Origin of the sequence: Cellulomonas sp. 73-92 (assembly GCF_001898175.1) — a bacterium.
Lineage (GTDB): Bacteria > Actinomycetota > Actinomycetes > Actinomycetales > Cellulomonadaceae > Cellulomonas.
Genome location: NZ_MKTH01000012.1, coordinates 119,041 through 142,556, shown reverse-complemented (window position 1 = coordinate 142,556; position 23,516 = coordinate 119,041). Strand labels below are relative to the sequence as shown.

At 72.5% G+C, this 23,516-nt stretch carries 20 protein-coding genes and 1 tRNA gene; 5 read left to right on the top strand and 16 right to left on the bottom strand.

Features of this window, described 5'->3' with window-relative positions:
- Positions 1 to 24: 24 nt before the first annotated feature.
- The 11 genes from BGO37_RS06450 to BGO37_RS06400 are packed head-to-tail and all read right to left on the bottom strand — an operon-like array spanning position 25 to position 11,831.
- Positions 25 to 324, bottom strand: coding sequence for a ferredoxin family protein (locus tag BGO37_RS06450; RefSeq protein WP_291753233.1), 300 nt, complete (start codon positions 322 to 324; stop codon positions 25 to 27).
- The gene (locus tag BGO37_RS06445) at positions 321 to 1,607 is read right to left on the bottom strand and encodes an FAD-dependent oxidoreductase (protein ID WP_291753231.1); all 1,287 of its coding nucleotides are present in this window, start codon (positions 1,605 to 1,607) and stop codon (positions 321 to 323) included. The genes BGO37_RS06450 and BGO37_RS06445 overlap by 4 nt, the downstream gene beginning before the upstream one ends.
- Positions 1,607 to 2,938 carry an MFS transporter gene (locus BGO37_RS06440; protein WP_291753229.1) on the bottom strand — a complete coding sequence of 444 codons (1,332 nt, stop codon included), beginning with the start codon at positions 2,936 to 2,938 and terminating at the stop codon, positions 1,607 to 1,609. The genes BGO37_RS06445 and BGO37_RS06440 overlap by 1 nt, the downstream gene beginning before the upstream one ends.
- A gap of 11 nt (positions 2,939 to 2,949) precedes the next feature.
- The gene (locus BGO37_RS06435) at positions 2,950 to 3,831 is read right to left on the bottom strand and encodes a MaoC/PaaZ C-terminal domain-containing protein (RefSeq protein WP_291753227.1); all 882 of its coding nucleotides are present in this window, start codon (positions 3,829 to 3,831) and stop codon (positions 2,950 to 2,952) included.
- Positions 3,832 to 5,424 carry an AMP-binding protein gene (locus BGO37_RS06430; RefSeq protein ID WP_291753225.1) on the bottom strand — a complete coding sequence of 531 codons (1,593 nt, stop codon included), beginning with the start codon at positions 5,422 to 5,424 and terminating at the stop codon, positions 3,832 to 3,834.
- A 16-nt stretch (positions 5,425 to 5,440) separates the two neighbouring features.
- A complete protein-coding gene (locus tag BGO37_RS06425) occupies positions 5,441 to 6,355 on the bottom strand; it encodes an electron transfer flavoprotein subunit alpha/FixB family protein (protein ID WP_291753223.1) in 915 nt (304 codons plus the stop codon).
- Positions 6,352 to 7,116, bottom strand: a complete 765-nt coding sequence (locus tag BGO37_RS06420) for a hypothetical protein (protein WP_291753221.1) — start codon at positions 7,114 to 7,116, stop codon at positions 6,352 to 6,354. The genes BGO37_RS06425 and BGO37_RS06420 overlap by 4 nt, the downstream gene beginning before the upstream one ends.
- Positions 7,113 to 8,336, bottom strand: coding sequence for an L-carnitine CoA-transferase (caiB, locus tag BGO37_RS06415; protein WP_291753219.1), 1,224 nt, complete (start codon positions 8,334 to 8,336; stop codon positions 7,113 to 7,115). Before caiB ends, BGO37_RS06420 begins: the two co-directional genes overlap by 4 nt.
- A 17-nt stretch (positions 8,337 to 8,353) precedes the next feature.
- Positions 8,354 to 9,490: a crotonobetainyl-CoA dehydrogenase gene (gene caiA / locus BGO37_RS06410; RefSeq protein WP_291753217.1), complete on the bottom strand. Its 1,137-nt coding sequence runs from the start codon at positions 9,488 to 9,490 to the stop codon at positions 8,354 to 8,356.
- 14 nt (positions 9,491 to 9,504) lie between these two features.
- Positions 9,505 to 10,494: an acetyl esterase gene (gene aes / locus BGO37_RS06405; protein ID WP_291753215.1), complete on the bottom strand. Its 990-nt coding sequence runs from the start codon at positions 10,492 to 10,494 to the stop codon at positions 9,505 to 9,507.
- A gap of 11 nt (positions 10,495 to 10,505) precedes the next feature.
- Positions 10,506 to 11,831 carry a nitrate/nitrite transporter gene (locus tag BGO37_RS06400; protein WP_291753213.1) on the bottom strand — a complete coding sequence of 442 codons (1,326 nt, stop codon included), beginning with the start codon at positions 11,829 to 11,831 and terminating at the stop codon, positions 10,506 to 10,508.
- A 314-nt stretch (positions 11,832 to 12,145) separates the two neighbouring features.
- On the opposite strand from BGO37_RS06400, the gene BGO37_RS06395 reads away from it, so the two are divergent.
- Complete coding sequence (locus BGO37_RS06395; protein ID WP_291753210.1) at positions 12,146 to 13,582, top strand: helix-turn-helix transcriptional regulator; 1,437 nt, start codon at positions 12,146 to 12,148, stop codon at positions 13,580 to 13,582.
- 26 nt (positions 13,583 to 13,608) lie between these two features.
- On the opposite strand, the gene BGO37_RS06390 is transcribed toward BGO37_RS06395, so the two are convergent.
- The 3 genes from BGO37_RS06390 to BGO37_RS06380 all read right to left on the bottom strand — a co-directional run bounded on the left by BGO37_RS06390 (position 13,609) and on the right by BGO37_RS06380 (position 14,894).
- A complete protein-coding gene (locus BGO37_RS06390) occupies positions 13,609 to 14,214 on the bottom strand; it encodes a hypothetical protein (RefSeq protein ID WP_291753208.1) in 606 nt (201 codons plus the stop codon).
- 110 nt (positions 14,215 to 14,324) lie between these two features.
- Positions 14,325 to 14,714 (bottom strand): hypothetical protein, encoded by a 390-nt coding sequence (locus BGO37_RS06385; protein WP_291753206.1) that lies wholly within the window; start codon positions 14,712 to 14,714, stop codon positions 14,325 to 14,327.
- A gap of 36 nt (positions 14,715 to 14,750) precedes the next feature.
- The gene (locus BGO37_RS06380; RefSeq protein ID WP_291753203.1) at positions 14,751 to 14,894 is read right to left on the bottom strand and encodes a hypothetical protein; all 144 of its coding nucleotides are present in this window, start codon (positions 14,892 to 14,894) and stop codon (positions 14,751 to 14,753) included.
- A gap of 331 nt (positions 14,895 to 15,225) precedes the next feature.
- Here BGO37_RS06380 and BGO37_RS06375 point away from each other — a divergent pair, with 331 nt between their 5' ends.
- From BGO37_RS06375 to BGO37_RS06360, 4 genes are all read left to right on the top strand, one after another.
- Entirely contained in the window at positions 15,226 to 18,960 is a 3,735-nt protein-coding gene (locus BGO37_RS06375; protein WP_291753200.1) for a helix-turn-helix domain-containing protein, read from the top strand.
- 103 nt (positions 18,961 to 19,063) lie between these two features.
- The gene (locus tag BGO37_RS06370; protein ID WP_291753198.1) at positions 19,064 to 19,351 is read left to right on the top strand and encodes a TM1266 family iron-only hydrogenase system putative regulator; all 288 of its coding nucleotides are present in this window, start codon (positions 19,064 to 19,066) and stop codon (positions 19,349 to 19,351) included.
- A 102-nt stretch (positions 19,352 to 19,453) separates the two neighbouring features.
- Entirely contained in the window at positions 19,454 to 21,352 is a 1,899-nt protein-coding gene (locus BGO37_RS06365; protein WP_291753196.1) for an acyl-CoA dehydrogenase family protein, read from the top strand.
- A 110-nt stretch (positions 21,353 to 21,462) separates the two neighbouring features.
- A complete protein-coding gene (locus tag BGO37_RS06360; protein ID WP_291753192.1) occupies positions 21,463 to 21,873 on the top strand; it encodes a hypothetical protein in 411 nt (136 codons plus the stop codon).
- A 163-nt stretch (positions 21,874 to 22,036) separates the two neighbouring features.
- Here BGO37_RS06360 and BGO37_RS06355 read toward each other — a convergent pair.
- Positions 22,037 to 22,109 (bottom strand) — tRNA-Ala (locus tag BGO37_RS06355).
- 55 nt (positions 22,110 to 22,164) lie between these two features.
- On the bottom strand, positions 22,165 to 23,391 hold the full coding sequence (locus BGO37_RS06350) for a hypothetical protein (RefSeq protein WP_291753190.1): 1,227 nt from the start codon (positions 23,389 to 23,391) through the stop codon (positions 22,165 to 22,167).
- Positions 23,392 to 23,516 lie beyond the last annotated feature (125 nt).

Genomic DNA, 23,516 nt, shown 5'->3' with positions numbered 1-23,516 from the left:
AGCAACCCCGGACGGCACCCCGAGTCAGCCGTAGCGGTACTCGACCCCCATCGTCGGGCCGGGGTAGTTCCACCGGGCGACGACCGTGCCGGAGCCCACGATGCGGCAGGTGCCGCACTCGAGGCAGCCCGCGCAGTCGAACACCTGGTTGCCCTCGGCGTCGACCTTGTACAGCGCCGCCGGGCACGCGCGCACCAGTCGGCCGAACGTCTCCGGGTCGGCGTGGTCCACGAGCTCGATGTGCGGGTTGCCCTCGTCCACCTCGTACTTGTTGCGGCCGAGGTAGGCGTCCACGTTGACCGTGATCGGCCTGAGCTGTGTCACAGCGCCTTCGCTCCCTTCCAGACGTCGCGGGCGAGGTTGAGGTACCCGACGCGCTTCGCGAGCGGCGGCAGGGTTGTGCGCAGCGGCCGGACGGGCGTGCCGTCGACCGCGAACAGCTGGCGGAACATGTCGCGGGCCATCGCCGGGTAGTCGACGAACAGCCGGGTGGCGTGCTCCATGAACCCGGGGAACGTGCGCAGCGTCCGCAGGTCCTGCAGGACGAAGCTCTCCTCGAGCGCCGTGCGGTAGCCCGCGAGCCCGGCGGCCGACGTGTCGCCGGCGGACAGGGCGGCGGCGGCCTGCTGCCCGGCGAGCTGGCCGGCCGCGATGGCGAGATCCATACCTCGGACCGTGTACCCGGCGTTGATGCACATCATCGCGGACTCGCCCGCGAGCAGGACGCCGTCGCCGACGAGCGGCGGCATGGCGTCGAACCCGCCCTCGGCCACCAGGTGGCCGGAGTGCTCGACGACCTCGCCCCCGACGAGCAGCGGCGCGACCGCCGGGTGGCGCTTGAAGTCCTCGAGCATCTGGTAGATCGGCGTCTCGGCCGTCACCAGGTCGGACAGGGTCGCGACGACGCCGACGGACAGCGACGACCGGTTCGTGTACACGAACCCGCCGCCCACGTGGCCGTGGGTCGCGTCGCCGACGAACAGCCACGCGGCGCCCTCGTCGTCCGCGCACATCAGCCGGTCGCTGATGGTCCGCTCCGGCAGCTCGATCACCTGCTTGACGCCTGCGGCCACCTGGCCGAGCGCCGGCCGCGCCGCGCCGACCGCCTGGGGGGTGAGCAGCGAGTTCACGCCGTCGGCGAGGATCACCACGTCCGCGGTGATCTCGTCGTCGCCGGCCCGCACGCCCGTGACGCGGGCGCCGTCCTTGAGCAACGACTCGACGGCGATGCCCGTCACGTACTCGGCGCCGGCCTCCTCGGCCTTGCCCGCGAGCCACGGGTCGAACCGGGCGCGCAGCACCGTGTACGACTCGGCCCGCTCGGTGCGCAGCAGGTCGTCCGTGTAGTCGACGGTGACGTTCGCCTCCGGCGCGAGCATCGAGATCCGCTCGCGGACCACGCGGCGCTCCAGCGGCGCCTCGGCCGCGAAGTCCGGGAACACCGCCCGCAGCGCGTGCGTGTACAGGCGCCCGCCGGAGACGTTCTTCGCCCCGGCGAACGTCCCACGTTCGACGACGAGCACACTCTTGCCGGCGCGGGCGAGCTCGTAGGCCGCGACCGGCCCCGCACAGCCCGATCCGACGACGATCGCGTCGAAGTCCGCCATCACTGCCTCCCTTGCTCTCTCGGTGTCAGGGCACTCGCCTCGGTGAGGGTGAGGTGCCGGGTCTCGGGCGCGTCGACGATCGACCACACGAGGGCGACCACGAGGAGGGCGGCGCCGACGAGCATCGTCGGGCCGACCCCGAACGCGGCCAGGAACAGGGGCAGCCCGTACGTGGACACCACGACCCCGATGCGGCTGATCGCGATCGCCACGCCGACCGCCGTGGCGCGGACCTCGGTCGGGAACAGCTCGTTCGGGTACAGCCACTGCAGGATGCCCGGGCCGCCGGAGAAGAAGGCGTAGATCCCGAACGCGACGACCACCACGACCGCCGGTGCCGCCGGCGCCACCCCGGGGATGAGCAGGCCGACCGCCATGAGCGCCAGGCTGCCGATGAGCAGCGGCCGGCGCCCGAGCGAGTTCAGCCAGAACATCGCCGGGATGCTCCCGACGATGAAGAAGACGCTGATGAGCGCCTCGCCGAGGATCGACATCCGGTCCGAGCCGAGCCCGAACGCCTCGAGGATCTGCGGGCCGAACGTGTACATCGCGTACATCGGCACGACCTGGCACAGGATGAGCACGCCCAGGTAGACGACCCGGCGGGCGTAGCCCGCGCGGAACACCGCCGCGAACCGGGTCGTCACCGGCTGCTCGTCGTCCAGCTCGACGTCCTCGCCGTAGACCCGGTGCACCGTGGCGCGCGCCGCCTCGATGCGGCCCCGGCGGGCCAGCCACCGCGGGGACTCCGGGATGTCGCGGCGGCCGACGAGCAGGAAGACGCACGGCAGCGCCGCGCTGCCGAGCATCCAGCGCCAGCCGGAGGCGACGTCGACGAGCGCGAACCCGACGAAGGCCGCCGCGGTCGCCCCGACGTACCACGCGATCGACACCACGCCCATGCCCGTGGCCCTCGCGCGCCTCGGCACGAACTCCGTGATGAGCGACGTGGCGATCGGGTAGTCCGCGCCGACGAAGAAGCCCAGCAGCAGGCGCAGCACGATCAGCTGCCACGGCGAGGCGACGAAGACCGAGGCGAGGGAGGTCGCCCCGATCGCGGTGACGTCGAGGATGAACATCGTGCGGCGCCCGAGGCCGTCGGTCAGCCGGCCGGCGAGGATCGAGCCGACGAAGATGCCCGCCAACGAGGCCGCGCCGATCATGGCCTGGTCGGTCGCGGTGAGCCCCAGCGCGGGGCCGAGCTGCACCAGAGCCACGCCGATGATCGACAGGGCGTAGCCGTCGAGGAACGACCCGCCGCTGGAGAACAGCACGATCTTCCGCAGGAACGGACTCATCTCGACGTCGTCGATGGTCCGCTGGGCGCGCACGCCCGCCGGTGCTACCTCCACTCGACGATGCCCCAGTTCAGGTGCGGCTTCGCCTCGGGCGCGTCGGTGTCGACGAGGCGGAACCGCAGCTCGTGGTCCCCGACCTGCCACAGCTGCGTGGTGAGCGTCGAGCCGGGGTGCACCGGCGAGGTGATCCGGGTCTTGAACCGCGTCAGCCGCTCCGGCTCGCCCGGCATGAACTCGGCGATCGCGTGCCGCATCACCACGCCGGCGTAGCTGATGGCGTGCAGGATCGGCCGGGGCTCGCCGTTGGCCGCCGCGTAGTCCCAGTCGATGTGCTGCGGGTGGTAGTCGCCGGACAGGCGGTAGAGGAGCGCCTGGTTCTCGGGGATCGTCTCGACGACCTCGCGGTCGGGGGCGCGGTCGGGCATGTCCACGACGTCCTTCGGCGCCGCCGGGCCGCCCCAGCCGCCGTCGTAGATCAGGCAGTCCCAGCTCTCGTTGGTGAGCAGGAGGTTGCCCTCCTCGTCGTACGTGTCGCCGACGTGCTGGGCGAGCAGGCCCTTTCCCTCGCCGCGGTCGAACAGGCCCGCGAGCCGCACCGTGGTCTCCAGGTGCCCGGACATCTTCGTGATCGGCTGGTGGATGCGCAGGTCGAAGCCCCAGTGCAGCGAGCCGGCGTAGTTGTAGCCGTAGTCGATGGTCCGGGTCACCTCGGAGTCGACGATGAGCATCGCCCCGAACATCGGCAGCACCGCGAGGCGCGGGTCCCGCTCGTCGTGCTCGTTGAGGTACTGCAGGTCGTTCCTGCCGTCGATCCCGGCACCGCAGCCGAGGGCGAACAGCTCGAGGTCCCGGAACGTGTAGTCGCGGACGAACGGGCCGAAGCTCTGACCCACCATCTCGGTCTTGATGCGGTTGATCGGTGCCATCTACCTCTCCACTTCGTTGTGACGCGGCGTGGCAGGGATCGCCTGGCGCAGCAGCCGCTTCTCGATCTTCATGCTGGGTGTCCGCGGGAAGTCGTCGACGAACTCGACCTGGCTCGGCACCTTGAACTCGATCAGCTCGTGCCGGCAGTGGTCGACGACGTCCTGCACGGTGAGGGCGGATCCGGGCACGCGACGCACGAACGCCTTGACGGCCTCGTCGCGGATCGGGTCGGGCACGCCGATGACGGCGGCCTCGGCGATCTCGGGATGGGCCGTGAGGACCTGCTCGACCTCGGCGGTCGAGATGTTCTCACCGGACCGCTTGATGACGTCGCGGTCGCGCCCGACGTAGTAGAACCAGCCGTCGGCGTCGCGGTAGCCGAGGTCGTGCGTGCGCAACCAGCCGCCCGGCAGCAGGACGCGCTGCGTCTGCGCCGGGTTGCCGTAGTAGCCGGCCATGATCGAGGTGCCCGGCGTGCCCTTGATCCGGATCTCGCCCACCTGGCCCGCCGGCAGCTCGTGCCCGCCGGAACCGAAGATGCCCACCTCGTACCCGAGCCCGGGCCGGCCGACCGACGGCCACCGGCGCTCCCCCACGGGCGGGTCGGTCAAGGCCCAGCCGATCGACTCGGTGGACCCGTAGGTGTTGAGGAGCCGGACGCCGAACCGCCGCTCGAAGGCGTCCTTCTCGGCGTCGCTCAGCCCCATGAAGAACAGGGCCTCCCGCACCCGGTTCTCCGCGTCGCGCGGGTCCGCCGGCTGGAGCAGCAGGGTCCGCACGATCATCGAGATGATCTGGATGACGGTGGCGTCGCTCTCGCGCACCTGCTGCCAGAAGCGGCTGGCCGAGTAGGCCTCCGCGAGCACCAGGCACGCGCCCGCGACGACGACCGGCATGAGGGCCGCCATCTGGAAGTTCGAGTGGCACGCCGGCATCGGCGTGAACAGCCGGTCGTCCGGCCGCAGGCCGGTCTCCCACACCCCGTACTGGCCGGAGAAGACGAGGTTCGCCTGGGTGACCATGACGCCCTTGGGCTCCGCCGTCGTCCCCGAGGTGTAGAGCAGCTCCGCGAGCGCGCCGGAGTCGACCGGCGCCGCGGCGGGGGGCAGCGGCGACGCGCTCGCGCAGGCCGCGTCGAGGTCGACCGCGTCGTCGTCGGGCCCGGTACCGCCCACGACGAGCAGCGGCGTGGCCGCCGGGGCGCGGCGGCGCAGCTCCCGGTGGACCCGCGCGCAGCCGGCGTCGACGATCGTCCAGGCCGGCGAGCAGGCCGCCGCCATCCGGGACACCTCGGCCGGGCCGGCGCACAGCGCGATCGGCACGGTGACGGCGCCCAGCCTGGCCAGCGCGAAGAGGTACACCACGAAGTCGGGGCTGTTCCGCAGCTGCACCGCGACCAGGTCGCGAACGCCCACGCCGAGGGTGGCGAGGGCGTTCGCGGCCCGGTTGATCCGCTCGTCGAACTCGCGGTACGAGAGCTCCTGACGTGCGCCGTCGGCGCCGAGCCAGACGAGGAACGGACGGTCGCCACAGGTCCGGACCGTGCCGGCCCAGACCGAGGCCACGTCCTGGCCGGTGGCGATGTCGTTCACGCTCGGGTCCGGACGCCTAGCGCGCCAGGGCGTTCGTCAGCGCGGGCAGCACGTCGTACAGGTCGCCGACCACGCCGAGGTCGGCCTGGCCGAACACGGGCGCGTTCTTGTCCTTGTTGATCGCGACGATGACCTTCGCCTGGTTGACGCCCACCATGTGCTGCACCTGGCCCGAGACGCCCACGGCGAGGTAGAGGTCGGGACGGATCGTCGCCCCGGAGACCCCGACGTACCGCTCGGTCGGCAGCCAGCCCAGGCCCTCGGCAAGCGGGCGGCTGCACGCGAGCTCGGCGCCGAGCGCAGCCGCCAGCTCGCGGGCCAGCCGCAGGTCCGCCTCGTCGGCGAACCCGCGGCCGACCCCGACGACGCGCGTCGCCGCGGCCAGGTTGACGGGCTCACCGGCCTTGGGACGCACCTCGACGACGCGCAGGGGTTCCGGCGCGGGCGCCATGTCGACGTGCTCGACACGGCCCGCACCGGCCTCCTCCTGCGCAGGCAGCACGCCGGGGGCGACGACGAGCACCGCCGGCGAGCCGGCCGGACGCTCGGTCGTGGTCGCCAGGCCGGCGTACGCGGTCCGTGACACGACGAGGCCGTCGCCCTCGACGGCCACGCCCTGCACCGTCAGCGCGCTGGTGCCCAACCGCGCCGCGACGAGGCCGGCCAGCAGCCGCGACGAGACGTCCGCGCCGAGCAGGACGATCTGCGCACCGCGCGCCTGGAGCAGCTCCGCGATCGAGGCCGCGTAGCCCTCGGCGAGGGCACCGACCGGCGGCGCCGGCACGGCGACCGTCAGGTCGGCCCCCGGCAGCGCGGCGTCCGCGCCGACCACGACGGCGTTCACCTCGTCGGCCAGCCCCCGCGCACCGCGCGCGAGGCCGGCCGCGGCGGCCGGGTTCGGCAGGACCACCCAGGCGTTCCCCAGGCTCATCGGGCACCTCCCACAGAGTTCAGGTAGTCGACGAGCTGCGCGACGACGTCGGCGGTGTCGCCGTCGACGACACGGTGCGCACGCTCGACCTGCTCCACCGCGAGCAGCGACGTCCGATCGGTCGACGGGGCGGGGGCCGACAGGCCCGACACCTCCGTCGTCGGCCGCTTGCCCGCGGCCAGCACGTCCCGCATGCCGGGGATGCGCGGGGTGTTGATGCCCGACGTCAGGCTCAGCACGGCCGGCAGCCCGACCTCGATCACCTGGACGGCGTCCTCGAGCGGCCGTTCGACGACGAGGTGGTCGCCCGCCGGGGTGACCTTGTTCACCCCGTTGAGGGTGGCGACGCCCAGGAGCGCGCCGAGCTCGTTGCCGACCTGCTGGGCGTAGACGTCGGACGAGCCCGCGCCGACGAGGACCAGATCAACGCCGTCGATGCCGGCGAGGGCGTCCCGCAGCACGCAGGCGGTCTGGAACGTGTCGAGGTCGGCCAACGCCTCGTCGGACACGACGACGAACTCGTCGAGGCCGCGGGACAGCGCGTCCTTGCGGAGCTTCGAGCTCGCCAACGCCGGGCCCCCGACCGAGAGCCCGACGGCCACGCCGCCGGTCTCGTCGGCGAGCACCCTCGCCGCCTCGATGGTGTTGAGGTCGTACGTCCCGATCTTCCAGGCGGCCTTGTCGAGGTCGAGCGTGCGATCGGGCCGGGTGCCGATGTCCTCGGCCTCCGGCGCGGCCTTGAGGCAGGCGACGACCTTCATGCCTGCACCTGCACGATCTTGACCGTGCCGGCCCCGGCCAGCGCCGCGATCTCGTCGGGCGAGTACCCGAGCCGGCTCAGGACGTCGGCCGTGTCGTAGCCCTGCTCGGGCATCGGGCGCCACACCTGGCCCGGGTCCCGGCCGAACTTCGGGAAGACGCCGAGGCCCTTGAACGTGCGGCCGTCGGCGGCCTGCCAGTCCTGCCACACGCCGCGCGCCTCCAGGTGCGGCTCGGCGACGAGGTCGGCGAACTCCATGACCTTCTGGGCCGCGATCCGGTGGGCGGAGAAGTCCTTCTCGACCTCGGCGACCGTGCGGGTCGCGAGCCAGGTCTCGAGCGCCGCCTCGATCTCGCGGGCGTGCGAGCTGGACAGCCACAGCGCGCTGCAGTCCTCCGGGTAGTCGCCCGAGCCCCACAGGTGGCCGAGCCCGATCGTCTCGAGCAGGTACTTGTTCTGCGGGACGCCGTAGACGCACAGCCCGATGAAGCCGTCGCTGCACCGGTACTCGCCGATGGCGCAGAGGTTCTGGTTCCGCGCCCCGGGCCGGGGCCACACGATGCCGGCGTTGAGGTAGTCGACGAGGTAGTACTGGCCGATCGACAGCAACGTCTCGTACATGGCGACGTCGACCGACTCGCCCACGCCCGTCCGGCCGACCCGGTGCAGCGCGGCCAGCGTCGAGCCAAGGATCATCAGCGAGTTGAAGTAGTCGCCCGCGTACGGCCCCGGGTTCATCGGCTGCTCCGGTGTGCCGTTCTGGCTCATGTAGCCCGAGTACGCCATGACCGTCAGGTCGTAGGCGGCGCGGCTGACCATCTCGGGCACGCCGGTCTGGCCGAAGCCCGACACGTGCACGATGACGAGCTCGGGGTTGTCCCGGCGCAGCACCTCGTCGGTCAGGCCGCGCTTGCTCCACGTGCCGCCCTTGCTCGACTCGATGAAGACGTCGGCCTCGCCGAGCATCTTCAGCAGGACCTCGCGGCCCTCCTCCGCGAAGAAGTCGAGCGCCACCGAGCGCTGGTTGCGGCGCTCGGCCTCCTTGATCCACGGGGTGTCGCGGATGGTGTCGCCGGCGCCGGTGTTCTCGAGCCACGTGACGTCCGCACCCCAGTCGGCCATGAGGCTGGCCGCCTTGGGGACGGCGAGCTCCATCGCGGAGTACACGACACGGACGTCGTCGAGGACGCCGAACTGTGGTTTGGTGCTGGGAATGGCCACGATCGTCCCCTCGCCCTTCAGGACTGGTACTGACGCAGGACACCCTTGGCGAGGGTGAGGATCATCATTTCGTCGGTGCCACCGCTGATGCGGTCCACCCGCAGGTCACGCCAGATGCGCTGGATGCGGTGGTCGCCCGCGACCGCCACGCCGCCCATGACCTGCATGGCGTCGTCGACGACGGCGAAGGACGCCTTCGCGCAGTGGTACTTGCACATCGCGGCCGATGCGGAGGTCATGCCGTCCGTGTCGTAGTGCCACGCGGTCTCGAAGAGCATGTTGCGCATCGAGTCGATCCGGATCGCCATCTCGGCGAACTTCAGCTGGTTGAGCTGGAACCGGCCGATCGGCTTGCCGAACTGGACCCGCTGGTTCGCGTACCGCGCCGCGTCCTCGAACGCGCACAGCGCCGTGCCGTAGTCGCAGGCCGCCACGAGGAACCGCTCGAAGTCGAAGTCCGCGATGCCGCGCCGGAAGCCGTTGCCCTCGGTGCCGAAGACGTCCTTCTCCTCGAGCTCGACATCGGTGAGGTAGATGTCGGAGCAGGAGTCCATCCGCAGGCCGAGCTTGTCCAGCGGCTCCTTGGTGATGCCCGGCAGGGACATGTCGACGAAGAACTCGGTGAACTGGTCCGGCTGGTCGGCGTTGCGGGCCATGATCACCAGGTACGGCACGTGCATGGACGACGTGATGAACGTCTTGTGCCCGTTGAGGTAGATCTTCCCGTCGCGCCGCGTGTACGTGGTCTGCAGGCTGCCGACGTCCGAGCCGGCCCCCGGCTCGGTGCAGGCGGAGTTCCAGATCTGCTGGCCGGTGCCGACGTAGGCCAGGACCTTGTCGACCTGCTCGGGCGTGCCCTCCCGCAGGATCGTGTCGAAGCACGGCAGCTGGTACAGCACGTAGGTCGGCGCGCCCCAGCGGCCCAGCTCCTCGTACACCGCGGTGAGCGTCACCAGGCCGAGGTTCAGACCGCCGTGCTCCTCGGGCAGCATGATGAGGTCGAAGCCGAGGTCGCAGAGGGCCTTCACCCAGCGCTGCGGGTACTGGTGGTTCTTGTCGCACTCGGCGAAATAGGCTTCCCAGCTCTCCCGCTGCATGAGCTCGCGGACGTTCTCGACCAGCAGCTGCTGCTCGTCGCTGAGCGTGAGGTCCATTCCCTGTCTCCTTGCTAGTTCTGGTCGTCGAGCGCGCGCCGCAGGAAGGCGCCACCGTGCTGCAGCGCGACGACGGCGGCGTCGAGCATGCGTGAGTTGTGCAGGAAGCCATGCAGGACGCCGTCGAACTCCTCGTGGTGGCAGATCACGTGGTGCTCGTGGAGCATCGCGGCCAGGGCCGTGCTGTCGTCGTGCAGCGGGTCGAGCGCGGCCGAGACGAGGAACGTCGGGGGCACGCCCCGCCCGAGGTCGGCGCCGAGGCAGTCGAGGTACGGGCTGGCGGCGTCGGCCGGGTCGGCCAGGTAGCAGCCGAGGTAGTAGTCGAGGTCCTCGGTGGTCAGCCCGTCCCAGGGGCCGCCGAGCAGGCGCCGCGACGCTGAGTCGCGCAGCCCGTACAGCCCGTAGAAGAGGGCCAGCGCGGCCACCGCGACCGGCGGCTGTCCGGCGTCGGCCTGGTCGCGGAGGAGCAGCGTCGCCGCCAGGCTCATGCCGGCGCCGCCGCTGTCCCCCGCGAACGCCAGCCGCGTCCCGTCGATCCCGTACTCCTCGCCGGAGTCGAGCAGGTGCCGCGCCAGGGCGGCGCACTGCTCGATCCCGACGGGGAACCTCGCCTCCGGCGACAGCGAGTAGTCGATCCCGACCACCGCCGCACCGGACTCGTGGGCGAGCGCCCGCATGATCCGGTCGTGCGTGTCGAGGTTGCCCAGCACGAACCCGCCACCGTGGACGTAGACCACCGCCGGCAGCGCGCCGCCCGTGCGGGGCAGGTGGCAGCGGACTGCCACCTGCCCGTGCGCGGTCGCGACGGTCGTGTCGATCGTCTCGGCCATGGTGGGCCCGCCCTCGTTCCAGAACCTCCGCTCGACGCCGTAGGCCGCTCGCATCTGCTCGAGGCCCGCGTCGGTCGCGTACGCGTCCGGCGCCAGCTCGGCGGACGTGTCGAGGACCGCGCGCATCTGGTCGGAGATCCGGTCGAGGACCGGCAGCTTGTTCCGTGCAGGCACCGCGAACCGCCTTACACCGCTGCGGTGGCCGCCACGGCGACCTCGTCCCGCGCCGCGGCCCGGGACCTGCGCAGGTACAGGTACAGCCCCAGCGACGCGATCGCGGCGAGCACCGCGGACGCGATGAGGATCCAGAAGATCTGGTGGTAGGCGCCCGCCTGGACGTTGCCGGCCGCGTCGGTCTGGGCGTCCATGATCGAGCCGAACCACGTGCTGGAGAACGTGTCGGGCAGGAAGCCGATGATCGACAGGAGGCCGGTGGCCGCCCCGAAGTAGGCGAGCGGCACCTTGCCCTCGGTCAGCTGCGCGGAGACGACGCTGAAGGCGCCGTTCGCGATGAAGCCGAGCAGCACGACGAGGACGCAGGCGATGACCATGACGGCCGCGGTCGTCGGGAGCAGCATCATCGCGAGGAGCGCGACGATGAAGACGATCGAGCCGACCGCGATGACGATCGACGGCTTGAACCGGTTGGCGACCCACCCGAAGGCCGGGCCGGACAGCAGCGTGATGCCGTAGTTGCGGATGTTCGCCACGACGGTCGCCGCGGCCAGGGACACGCCGAGGATGCCGGTCATGTACGGCGTCGTGTACGTCACGCCCGTGTAGAAGAAGTACACGAAGAAGAGCGAGACGGCCGCGATCCAGACCACCGGGCTGCGGAACGCCTGCACGAACTCGACCAGGCTGAAGCCGCCCTCGGTCTTGATCTCACCGGCGAACTTCGGGATGAACAGCGCCGAGAGGATGCCGAGCACGAGGATGAGGCCGGCGAGGAAGTACAGGTAGATCGAGACGCCGAGGCCCAGGTTCTCGCCGACGGCCGCGACGATCGCCGTCGACACCAGGCCGATGAGCAGGCCGGCGACGCCGTAGACGCCGTAGGAGACGCCGATCCGCTTCGGGTACTCGTCCTCCTTGGAGACGAGCCGGACGAGCTTGTAGCGCACGCCCCACCAGATGAGGATCGTCGTGATGCCCATGAGGACGAAGACGGCGTAGAGCATCCCGATGCTCGGCAGCATCGCGTAGACGAACGTCAGGACGGCCGTGGAGATGAAGCCGACCGAGGCGAGCGTCCGCATCCGGACCTTGTCGGCGATGATGCCCGACGGCAGGTAGCAGATGAGTGCGGTGATCGCATAGGCGCTGAACACCTGGCCCAGCTGGGTGTTCGTGACGCCGAGCGCCTTCTGCAGCGGGTCGTAGAACACCGCCTTGAGGTACGCGGGGGCGTAGATGATCGAGCTGCCCATGCTCGCGATGATGAGGATCAGCCAACGCCGCCCCGAGCTGAGGTCGGCGTAGGTCTTCTCCCCACTCGTCGAGTTCGCCATCGAAACTCCTTCGAGGTGGTTGCGCCCGGTCGGCCAGCGGCGGGGCACGGTGAGGGGGCTGGGGCGCCCCGGGGCGTCACTCTGGCCGAAGGGCCCGCCCCGACGCCGCCGCCAGGCATCCCCAGATCGTCGTGAAGCGCGAGTCCATGAGTTTCCATGAGGCCCTCACTAGGTTCTTGTGATGGTCTTCACAGCTACCGACTGGCACACTACGGAGCCAGTCGGTAGCCGGATCCGGGCGATGCGAGCCGCAGGTCCCCCCGACGTTCCGGCGGCAGCCGTGCCGGAGACGACCTGGGTATGAGGACGATGCGATGACCACCGCTCGAGGCGGAGCGACCGGCGCCGTGCTGACTCCCGTGGTCCTCGGTCCCCGCCTGAAGTACCTCGGGCTGACGGCGGTGCTGGCCTGGCACTACTGCCTGTGGTTCGTCCCGAACGCCTTCCCGACGACGTTCCTGCTCGACGACCGGATCACCTTCGCGTGGCTCATCGCCCTCGCCGCCGCGGGCGCCGTCCCCCTGCTGCTGGCCCGCAGGCTCGGCCGCAAGCGGCACCTCGAGGCCACCGCGATCGTCGTCTGGCCCACGGCCGGGCTCGGCGCCGCGGGCACGGCCGTGCTGACGTCGGTGGGGATGACCGTCCACACGCGGTGGGTGGCCTACGCGGCGGCGTTCGTCGTCGGCGCGTGCGCCGGCGTGCTGTGGCTGCTGTGGGGCGAGCGGTTCGCCTGCCAGAACGCGCGGTTCACGCTCGGCCGCGTAGCGCCCACCTACGGCGGGTTCCTCTTCGCGGCGGTCGCCGTGACCTACCTCGCCCCGGGGTGGTTCGCACCCGCCTTCGTCTGCCTGCTGCCCCTGCTATCCGGCCTGCTGCTGCGCGCCCACGTCCGGGCGCTCCCGGACAGCCCCTACCCGCGCCTGCTGCCGGCGAAGGCCGCGACGCAGGGCACCCGCACGATGGTGACCGTCTCCGTCATCTCGTTCGCGGCCTCGGCCGTCCTCTACTACACGGTCGCCATCGTGCCGTGGGAGTCGCTCGGCGCCATCCAGGACGCCTTCACCTACGGCATCCTCCTCGGCGCGGCGCTCGTCCTGGTGTTCGCGCTGGCGCAGCGGCTGCCCGGGAGCCGCTCGCCCTACCGGGTGTACCCCTGGCTGCTGCTGTGCGCGCTGGTCTCGTGCGTGCTCTACCTGGCCGACGAGCGGCTCGACGCCGTCGCGTTCCTGCTGGCGCTGGCGATCTCCTCGGTGTTCGAGGTCCTCCTCACCATGTACATGGGCGTCCTGACGCAGAAGGGGTACGCGCCGCCGGCGACCGCCTACTCGCTGTCCGGCAGCGCGATCCGGTTCGGCATCTGCGCCGGCAACGGGCTCGCGCTGACGTACGAGCGGGTGCCCGCCTGGCACGCCACCCTGGTGCGGCCGACGTTCGTGCTGCTCGTCGTGCTCATGGCGTTCCTGCTCATCACGATGGTCCGCCAGGAGTACAAGATCGAGGAGCTGACGCGCAGCCCGCAGGCCGAGTCCGAGCTCGTCGCGATCATCAACGCGGTGGCCGAGGAGTTCCGGCTGTCCGACCGCGAGCGGGAGATCATGGCGCTCATCGGGCAGGGCTACAGCGCGTCAGCCGTGGCGGAGAAGCTGTTCATCTCCCCGTACACCGTGAACACCCACGTGCAGCACATCTACGGGAAGCTCTCGATCCACAAACGGTCGGAGCTCATCACGTACCTGCACCGCGACAGCTGACGCTTCCCGCGACGACGCGGGGGCGCTCATCGCTGCACCCGCTCGGGGGTCGTGTCCACCGTCACGACGGCGTGGGCGTCGGCCTTCCGCGCCTCCTCCTCGATCCGGCGGCGCAGGAACCTCAGCTGGGGGATCCCGGCGACGACGCCACCGGTCGACGTCCAGCGCTCGACCTCGTAGGTGAGCGTGCAACCACCGTCGGCGTTCGCCACCAGCCGCATGGCGGCGGTGAACGTCGTCGTGACCGTGGTGCCCGAGCAGAGCTGCACGTGTCCGGGACTCATCCGTCCCTGGAAGAGCTCGGCGGGCACGGCGGTCGGCTTCTCGTAGGGCAGCCCGAGTCCGCGCACCACCGCGTCCTGCAGCGTGGCGGTGTCGAGCGACGAGCGGATCACGAGCCGCTGGCTCGTCAGCCGCCGTCCTTCGGCGTGCCGCTCGTCCGTGCGGCTGCGCAGGCGCAGGGACGCCCCGACCGCGGCCACCCCGGCGAGGAGGAGGACGACGTCGGCGAGGAACCGGCCGATGTCGGTGGTGCCGACCCGGGCGCCGAAGCCCCCGATGACGACGAGCACGACACCGACGGCGGCCAGCGCGTTCGCCTGGCTGCTCGTCGGGTTCTGCGGGGTGGGCACGGTGGTCCTGCTCCTCGTGAGGTGGCGGGTCTCGGTGCGACGGCCGGCCGCGGCCGCCGATGCTCACCCCTGCGGAGCACCGGCGGCGCAGCCGCCATGGGCACGTGCCCCTAGACGGCGTCCTTGCCGAGAAGCTGGGCCTCGATGCTGTCCGCGATGGACATCACGCGCTCGAGGGGCTCGATGATCTCGTTGGCATCGAGGTTCTGCAGCGGCATGGCGTTCGTGACGTACACGTACTCGCCGCTGACGACGATCCCGCCCACGAGCATGTCCGCGACGATCTCGGCGGCGCGACGGACGTCGACCTCCGCGCTCGTGCCGATCGGCGAGTTCACCTTCACCCACTGCGCGCCGGAGTCGTTCGTCGCGTGCTCGAGGAACACGATCTGCGAGCGAAGCCCGGCCGTGTTGAACAGCAGCTTCATCAGCGATGCGCTGACGTCCTCTGCCTTGTAGCGCGAGTGCACGAACCGTGTGACGTCGGACCAGTCGGCCACGGGAGTTCCTCTCTTGTCGCTCTCGGGATGGGTCGCTCAGAAGACGTCGCGGCCGCAGTAGGGGCACTTGTAGGACTCACGGGGGTGCATCTGGTCCTTGAAGACGGTGTGCCCCTGCTCGCAGCTCGCCTCGAGCTGCCAGTTCCCCGAGCGGACCTTCGACGCCTCGACCTTGAACATGCCGGACCTTCCTCGTGCGAGCGGTGTCGTACCGGCGGGTCGCGAGCGCGTCGCCGGGCGTCCCTAGTCATCCACGTGCCCGGGTCCCGGTGCACGTCCCGGCCCGTTCGACGTCGTTCGGACTTCCCCGTTCGGGGGCGGCGGCCGACGCGGGGCGCGCCATCCTTCGGATCCGGCACGTCGCCCTCTCGCTATCACCCGCGAGAGTGAAAGCACGCCGAGGCAGGTTCAGCGGGCGGTTCGCGGATGCCGAGGCAACCAGGGCATCACTACGGTGACGGCGGTCGGGTGCTCCACGGCCGCGCATCCCCACCTGACCGGGAGGACGCACGTGTCGAGCAGCGATGGCGCCGCGGTCGCGCCCCAGGACGTCCGGACCCGCGAGGAGCTGGGCGCCGCGCTGACGGCGCTGCGGCTCGCGTCGGGGTTGAGCGTGCGTGACGTGGCACGCCGCAGCGGACTGCCGCTGGCCACCGTCGGCGGCTACCTCTCCGGACGGCACCTGCCGCCCCTCGCGACGCTCGACCAGTTCGCCGGGCTGCTGACGGTCCTGGCCGTGCCCGACGAGGCCGCACCCGCATGGCTCGACGCCGTGACCCGGCTGCGGCGGGTGCCCGGCCCCCGGCCCGCCGCGGCCGTGGCGCCCTACCTCGGCCTGCGCGCCTACCAGGCGGACGACTCGGCCCTGTTCTTCGGCCGGGAGGCTGCGACCGACCACCTGGTCGGCCTGCTGTCCTCCGCGCCCGGCACCCCGGTGGTGGTCGTCGGCTCGTCGGGCTCCGGCAAGTCGTCGCTGCTCCGCGCGGGTGTCCAGGCGCGCCTGGCCGCCGACGGACGCCCCGTCACGGTGGTCACGCCGGGCACGGATCCGACCGGCGTGGTGCCCGAGCCGGCCGACCTCGCGCATGGCGGCGTGCTCGTCGTCGACCAGTTCGAGGAGCTGTTCACCGCCGACGTTGCGCAGGACCAGGTCACCGCCGTCGTGGCCGGTCTCGGCCGGCTGCACGACGAGGGCACGGTCGTCGTCGTCGCGCTGCGCGCCGACTTCTTCGACGCCGCCGTCCAGGTGCCGGAGCTCGCGGCGTGGCTGGCCGCCACCCAGGTGCTCGTCGGCCCGCTGAGCACCGACGACCTGCGACGCGTCGTCGTCGAGCCCGCCCGGGTCGCCGGCGTCGAGGTGGACGACGGGCTCGTCGAGCTCCTCATCGCGGACGCGACAGCCGGGTCGTCCACCCGGGCCGGGCTGGACGCGGGGGCCCTCCCGCTGGCGTCGCACGCGCTGTACGTGACGTGGCTGGCGGCCTCCGGGCGGCGGTTGACCCTCGAGCAGTACCGGCAGGTGGGCCGGCTGGCCGGCGCCATCGCGCAGACCGCGGAGACCGTGCACAACCAGCTGACGCCCGAGGCGGAGGCGGTGGAGAAGGCGACCTTCCTGCGGCTCGTCCGCGTCAGCGGCGGGACGGTCGACACCCGCCGCGTCGCGGACACCCGCGAGTTCGCCGCCGCGAACCAGGCCGTCATCAGCGCCTACGTCGCCGCGCGGCTCCTGACGTCCGACCGGGGGCAGGTGCAGATCGCCCACGAGGCGCTGCTGACGGCCTGGCCACGCATGCGCGAATGGCTCGACGCCGATCGGGAGGGTCGACGCGTCCACGGCCGGCTCACCGACGCGGCGCGGCGCTGGCAGGACATGGAGCACGACCCGGACCTGCTGTACCGGGGGGCCGCGCTGGAGACCGCCGACCGGTGGGTCCGGGACGCCGCCAACCCGCCGGACCTGAGCGCCGGTGAGCGGGACTTCCTCGACCGCTCGCGGGCCGCCGAACGCTCCCGCCTCGACGCCCGACGCCGCGGCACCTGGCGGCTGCGTGCGTTGGCGGCGGGGCTCGCCGTGCTCACGACGACGACCGCGACGCTGGCCGGGGTGTCGGCCTCCCAGGCCCGGGCCAGTGAGCACCAGACGGACCTCGCGGTGTCCCGCCAGCTGGCGGTGCAGGCCGAGTCGCTCGCCGCGACGGACCCAGCCCTGGCCGGGCAGCTCGCGGTGGCCGCCGACCAGCGCGCCGAGACCGTCGAGGCACGCAGCGCCCTGCTGTCCGCCTCCGGCCGGGACCCGGTGACCCGCACGGACTCGCTCGACGCCGTCGTGCCGTCGGTCGCGGTCAGCCCCGACGGGGCGACGCTCGCGGCCGTGACCGGTGACGGGTTGGTGGTGCTCGAGACGACGGGGCCGCAGCCGCGGCGCCTGGCGCGCATGACGACCGGCGACACGTCCCTGTACCAGGTGACCTTCTCCCCCGACGGCTCGCTGCTGGCGGCCGTCGGGGACGGCGGGCTGGTCCGCCTGTGGGACGTGCACGACCCGACCTCGCCGACCAGGGTCGCGACGACGGCGCCGGCGGCCGGCGCGACCTACTACGACGTCGTCTTCACCCCGGACGGCTCCCGGATCGTCGCCGGCGCCTCCGACGGCACCGTCCACCTGCTCGCCCGCGACACCGACGGTCGCTGGTCGCAGGCCCAGACGGTCACGGCGACGAAGGGCACCGTGCAGGCCGTGGCGCTCGACCGCTCCGGCGCGCTCGTGGCCGCGGCGGGCTCCGCGGCCTCCGTCACGCTGTGGTCGCTGACCGCCTCCGGGCTGAGCCCGGTCGGCGCCGCGTTCCCGGCGGCGACGACGAAGGTGACGTCCCTCGCCTTCTCCCCGGACGGGGGGACGCTGGCGGCCGGTTCGACCGACGCCGGGGTCCACCTGTGGGACGTGCACCGCCCGGCCGCGCCGACCGAGGGTCTGACGCTGACGGGCCCAGCGTCGTGGACCAACCACGTGGCGTACTCCCCGGACGGGACGGCGATCGCCGCGGCGAGCTCGGACCAGCACCTGTGGGTCTGGGACGCCACCACCGGTGTCCGCCTGGACTCGTTCACCCACCCGACGACGCTGCTGACCGCCGCGTGGTCGCCCGACGGCGGCAGCCTGTTCTCGGCCGGCTCCGACGGGATCCTGCGCACGTGGCGCTACCCGGGCGCCACCCTGCAGGGCTTCTCGTCGATCCCTGGGCAGGGTGTGTTCGGTGCCTCCGTCATCGCGACGGCGACGACCGACGGCCTGCGGCTGTGGGACGCCGCCGCCGGCGGGCGGCACCGGCTGCTGTCGGTGTCCCCGGCGCCCGGCGGCGCCCACCTGGACGGGGCCATCGGCATCGACGACCCGCTGCACCTCGTCGTCGCCGGCGACACCACCGGTCACGTCCACTTCTGGGACGTCAGCGACCCGACGCGGCCGACCTACCGCGGCGCCGTCGCCGCCCACAAGGACTGGGTGGACGCGGTGGCGTTCGACAGCACCGGGACGCGGATGGCGGTCTCCTCCGACGACGCCTCCATCACCACGTGGGACCTGTCCGGCGCGCTGCCCACGGCGCCGACCGGGCGGATCGGTGACCTCGGCGGGTTCGTGTACGCCGTCTCGTTCGCGCCCGACGACACGACCCTGGTCGCCTCGGTCCTGTCCGGGCACGTGGACCTGCTCGACGCGAGCGACCTGGCCCACCCCGCCCTCGTCGGCCGGCCGCTGACCGGGCCGAAGGGGTATGTCTACTCCGCGGCCTTCTCCCCCGACGGGCGCACGATCGCCGCCTCGGGCAACGACAAGACGATCTGGCTGTGGGACGTCAGCGACAGGGCGCACCCGCGCGCGCTCGGCGCGCCCCTGGTGTGGGCCGACGGGTACGCCACCAACATCCTGTTCTCCCCCGACGGGCACCGCCTCGCCGCCGGCATGACGGACGGCACCGTACGCGTGTGGGACGTGGCGGACCCCGCGTCCCCGCAGCGCTACGCGTCGCTGACGGGCGTCACCGGCGAGGTGTACGGCGTGGCGTTCTCCACCGACGGGTCGCAGGTCTCCGGGGCCGGCTCGGACCGGACCGTGCGCGTCTGGGACCTCACGACCCAGGCGGCCACCGCGGCCGTCTGCGCACCGGCGCGCGCCGGGCTGACGATGACGGCCGACGAGTGGTCGCGCCTGGCCGGCCCGCTGACGAAACCGACGCTCTGCGGCTGAACGGGACCGTCGGACGGGGGACAAATGTCCGGGCGTGACCCCGATCACGCTGGGAGCATCGTCGTATCGATCCAGACCACAGCTGATTCGCGGGGAGCGTCCGGTGGAGAAGAGACTCGGCGTGGTGTCGATCATCGTGGAGCGCACGGTCGCCCCCGTCGATGAGGTCAACGACCTGCTCTCGCAGTTCGGCGACGGGATCATCGGGCGCCTCGGGCTTCCCCACCCGGCGCGTGGCGTGAACGTCATCACCGTCGTCGTCGACACCTCCGTCGAGCGCGTGTCCGCGCTCACGGGCAAGCTGGGCAAGCTCCCCGGGGTCCAGGTGCGGTCTCTCATGGCCAAGGCCGCCCCGCCAGGAACCCGCGGCACCCCTCCGCCCGACCGCTGAGCCACCGACCCGGCCGGTGGCGAGCAGGTCCGCCCGGCCGCTCGTAGCATCGGCTTCGAGCGGCTGGCCCGTTCGGTGCGGGTCCCGCCCGGGAGGCTCGTCATGAGCAGCGTCGCCGTGGACCAGACCCCCACCCCGGGCGAGCGGAGGGCCCGTGAGGTCGCCGAGGCGGCCCGCGAGCAGGGGTGGACCCGACCGAGCTTCGCCAAGGGGCTGTACCTCGGCGCGTTCGACGTCGGGCTCGTCCACCCCTACCCGGCGTCCGACCCGGAGGCGGCCGCGCGCGGCGCGGCGTTCCTCCAGGCGCTGCGCGAGGTGTGCCGGACCATCGACGGCCCGGCGATCGAGCGCGCGGACCACGTCCCCGACGAGGTGATCGCCGAGCTCGCGCGGATCGGCGCGTTCGGCATGAAGATCCCCGAGGAGTACGGCGGCCTGGGGCTGTCGCTCGTCGACTACGGCAAGGCGCTGATGCTCGTCAGCACGGTGCACCCGAGCCTGGCCGCCCTGCTGTCCGCGCACCAGTCCATCGGCGTGCCCGAGCCGGTGCACATGTTCGGCAGCCCCGAGCAGAAGCGGGAGTACCTGCCGCGCTGCGCGGCCGGCGCGATCTCCGCGTTCCTGCTCACCGAGCCCGACGTCGGCTCGGACCCCGCCCGGCTCGGCACCACCGCGACACCGACCGACGACGGAACGGCGTACCTGCTGGAGGGCGTGAAGCTGTGGACCACGAACGGGCCGATCGCCGAGCTGCTGGTGGTGATGGCGGTCGTGCCGCCGCACGAGGGCCGTCGCGGCGGCATCAGCGCGTTCGTCGTCGAGGCCGCCACCCCGGGCATCACGGTCGAGCACCGCAACCGGTTCATGGGCCTGCGCGGGATGGAGAACGGCGTCACCCGGTTCCGGCAGGTGCGGGTGCCGGCCGCCAACCGGCTGGGCCGCGAGGGCGAGGGCCTGAAGATCGCGCTGACCACCCTCAACACCGGTCGGCTGTCGATCCCGGCCATCTGCGCCGGGGGCAGCAAGTGGGCGCTGACCATCGCCCGGCAGTGGTCCGCCGAGCGCGTGCAGTGGGGCCGGCCGGTGGGCGAGCACGAGGCGATCGGCGCCAAGCTGGCGTTCATCGCGGCCACGACGTTCGCGTTGGAGTCGGTGTTCGACCTGTCCGCGCGGCTCGCGGACGCCGGCCAGAAGGACGTGCGCATCGAGGCGGCGCTGGCCAAGCTGTGGGCCAGCGAGATGGGCTGCCGCGTGGCCGACGAGCTGGTGCAGATCCGCGGCGGGCGCGGCTACGAGAGCGCCGACTCGCTGGCGGCGCGCGGCGAGCGCGCGGTGGGCGCCGAGCAGCTGCTGCGGGACATGCGCATCAACCGCATCTTCGAGGGCTCGTCGGAGATCATGCGGCTGCTCATCGCCCGGGAGGCCGTCGACACCCACCTGACCGCCGCCGGTGACCTCGCCTCGCGGGACGCCTCCCTCGGGGCCAAGGCGCGCGCGGCCGTCGGCGCCAGCCGGTTCTACGCCCGCTGGTTCCCGACCCTGCTGACCGGCGAGGGCTCCCGCCCCACCGCCTACGGTGACTTCGGCCCGCTGGCCCGCCACGTCCGGTTCGTCGAGCGGTCCTCCCGCGCGCTGGCCCGGCACACCTTCTACGCGATGGCCCGCTACCGCGCCCGCCTCGACCGCAAGCAGGTGGTGCTGGGTCGCATCGTCGACATCGGCGCCGAGCTGTTCGCCATGTCCGCCGTGTGCACCCGGGCCGTCGCCATGCGGCACGACGACCCGGCCCGCGGCCGCGAGGCCCTCGCGCTGGCCGACGCCTTCTGCGCGCAGTCCCGCGTCCGGGTCGACGAGCTGTTCCGGGGCCTGCGCGGTCCCACCGCCGCGTCCGACGGCCGGCTGACCCGCGCCGTGCTCGCCGGCCGGCTGCGATGGGTCGAGGACGGCATCGTCGACACGTCCGAGGGCACCGGTCCGTGGATCGCCGCCCGGACGCCATGACGAATACCCGCCGGTGTCGGTGGTCGCTTCGGGTCGTCCTTCCACGTCGCAGACGCGGATCGCGTGCAACTCGGCCCCGGGGTTGCGCGCGGCCCGCCATACTCACGCTCATGTGGGGACGCCGCGCCCTTCCCGTCCCGTTCGCGTTGGGCCTCCTGGCCGGCTGCGCGAGCGCTCCGCATGCGCCCGTCGCACTACCGTCTGCCGGGGCCGACGCACGAACCGTTCTGTCCGACTACCTCAAGGCCCTCAAGGCGGGCGACTGCCAGACCACACACAAGCTGGCCACGTCCACCTTCGTCGTCGGAAACGGCGAGCTCTGCGGGGCCCTGAAGGTCCTGTCCTACACGGAACCCGGCCAGGCGGCACTTCCCGGCACCGGGGAGGCGATCTTCCCCATCGAGCTGACGGTCACGGGCGCCGACGCCTCGATGCACGACGGGGTGAACACCTGGTTCTACGACCTCAAGCAGCAGACGGACGGCCAGTGGCGGCTCGTCGGCGGTGGTTCGGGCCCGTAGGACGTGCTCTCGCCAGCTCTGCGGCTGCCGCCGGGCGTGAAGCAACCCTGGCCCGTGTCACACCGAGATCAAAGAGGGGGCGCAGCGGCCCGTCGCTGAGCCGGAGCGAAGAACGAGAAGGACCCCCGGACCGGGCTTTCGCCCTGACCAGAGGCCCTGTCGGTGGAGCTGACCGGATTCGAACCGGCGACCTTCTCGTTGCGAACGAGACGCGCTACCAACTGCGCCACAGCCCCGAACGGCGGCGATCAGACTAGCACCCCACGAGGGGGTGCCCTGACCGCCAGCCGGCTACTCGCCCGCCGCGCGACGCTTCGCGAGCACCGCGTTGAGGTCGATGCTCGCCGAGACCTCGGCCGGTGGCTGGGGCGTGACGAGCTCGTCGTCCGCGGGTGCCACGACAGGCTCCGCGGCGGCGCGCGCCGTCGTCGAGCCCTCGACCTCGCCGAGGGGGACCGGCTCGCGTCGCGGGGCAGCGGGCTTCATGGCGTAGGTCGGGCGCGGCACCGGCACCGGCGCCCAGCCGTCGCGGTCGCCCGCCTCGTCGGACGCGGTGGACGACGAGGCCGCCGGCACCACCGGCACAGCCCCGGTGGCGTGCCGCGCCGCGACACCCTTCTCGCCGCGATCGGCGACGATCGCCTGGAACACCTCGGTGTTGTCCTCGGACGGGCGCACGGCGCGGCCGGTGACCTTGGGCACAGGCGTCGAGTGCGACTCGGTGGCGAAGCGGCTGGGCGTCTGGCCGGCCTTGCCCTTGACGGAGGCGCGCACGGGCGCGGTGACGGCGGGGGCGGTCGGCACGGCGGTGGCGCTCGCCGGCGCGACGGGCGTGGCGCCCGAGGGGCTGGCGGTCGCGGCCGGTGCGACGGTCCGGATGACGCCGGACCGCGGCCTGGCCGCGAGCTCATCCGCCTCGACGATCTGGCGCGCCATCGCCTCGTCGTTCCGCTTGCCGGCGACGACCGCGCGGCGGCCGGCGACGAGCACCATACCCAGCAGCGCGGTGGGCGCCAGGCCGAAGGCGATCGAGGCGACGGGAACCAGGCCGACAGCGGTCCAGCCGCCCACGGCGGCGACGAGCAGCACGACGGCAAGCACCGCACGACGGCGGGCCGCTGCGGCACGACGAGCGGAGGCGGCGGCACGTGCCGCGCGGGTCTGGGCGGCACGGCGGGCGGCCTCGGCCGTGATGCGCTCCGGGGTGGCGTGGGGTCGGTCCACGGTCTCGCCTCCTGTCCCGCCGGTGGCCGTGACCACCAGCCCTCTGCCCGGGGTGAGGAGCCCCGTCGTCCCTGCGTGCGCCGGGCCGAGCCGGCCCACCGTGCGCCCGCCCCGCGGGCCGATGCCGGCCTTCGGCGCCCGCCTGGTCACCGCGACCACACGGAGCGCCTCGGAGTACCGGTCGTCGACCCGCGACTCGAGCAGCTGCTGCCGGTGCCGCAGCTTGTACGGCACCAGGTACGCCAGCCACAGCCCGGCGAGCACGAGTGCCACCGGTGCTGCGATCTGAGGCACACGACGACGGTAGGGGCGCGGTCGTCACGGTTCCGTGACGCGCGTGGGCGTGTCGCGACCCCACCTCTCGCGAGCGCCCACCTGCTCACCGAGACCGTGCCTTCCGGACGTCGGAACGCACGGTC

What these genes read in the sequence shown, in the direction of transcription:
- BGO37_RS06445 (WP_291753231.1), bottom strand. Translation starts at nt 1,607, where the DNA reads ATGGCGGACTTCGACGCGATCGTCGTCGGATCGGGCTGTGCGGGGCCG.
- BGO37_RS06360 (WP_291753192.1), top strand. Translation starts at nt 21,463, where the DNA reads ATGTGGGGACGCCGCGCCCTTCCCGTCCCGTTCGCGTTGGGCCTCCTG.
- BGO37_RS06380 (WP_291753203.1), bottom strand. Translation starts at nt 14,894, where the DNA reads ATGTTCAAGGTCGAGGCGTCGAAGGTCCGCTCGGGGAACTGGCAGCTC.
- BGO37_RS06395 (WP_291753210.1), top strand. Translation starts at nt 12,146, where the DNA reads ATGACCACCGCTCGAGGCGGAGCGACCGGCGCCGTGCTGACTCCCGTG.
- BGO37_RS06420 (WP_291753221.1), bottom strand. Translation starts at nt 7,116, where the DNA reads ATGAAGGTCGTCGCCTGCCTCAAGGCCGCGCCGGAGGCCGAGGACATC.
- BGO37_RS06435 (WP_291753227.1), bottom strand. Translation starts at nt 3,831, where the DNA reads ATGGCACCGATCAACCGCATCAAGACCGAGATGGTGGGTCAGAGCTTC.
- BGO37_RS06425 (WP_291753223.1), bottom strand. Translation starts at nt 6,355, where the DNA reads ATGAGCCTGGGGAACGCCTGGGTGGTCCTGCCGAACCCGGCCGCCGCG.
- BGO37_RS06400 (WP_291753213.1), bottom strand. Translation starts at nt 11,831, where the DNA reads ATGGCGAACTCGACGAGTGGGGAGAAGACCTACGCCGACCTCAGCTCG.
- caiA (WP_291753217.1), bottom strand. Translation starts at nt 9,490, where the DNA reads ATGGACCTCACGCTCAGCGACGAGCAGCAGCTGCTGGTCGAGAACGTC.
- BGO37_RS06365 (WP_291753196.1), top strand. Translation starts at nt 19,454, where the DNA reads ATGAGCAGCGTCGCCGTGGACCAGACCCCCACCCCGGGCGAGCGGAGG.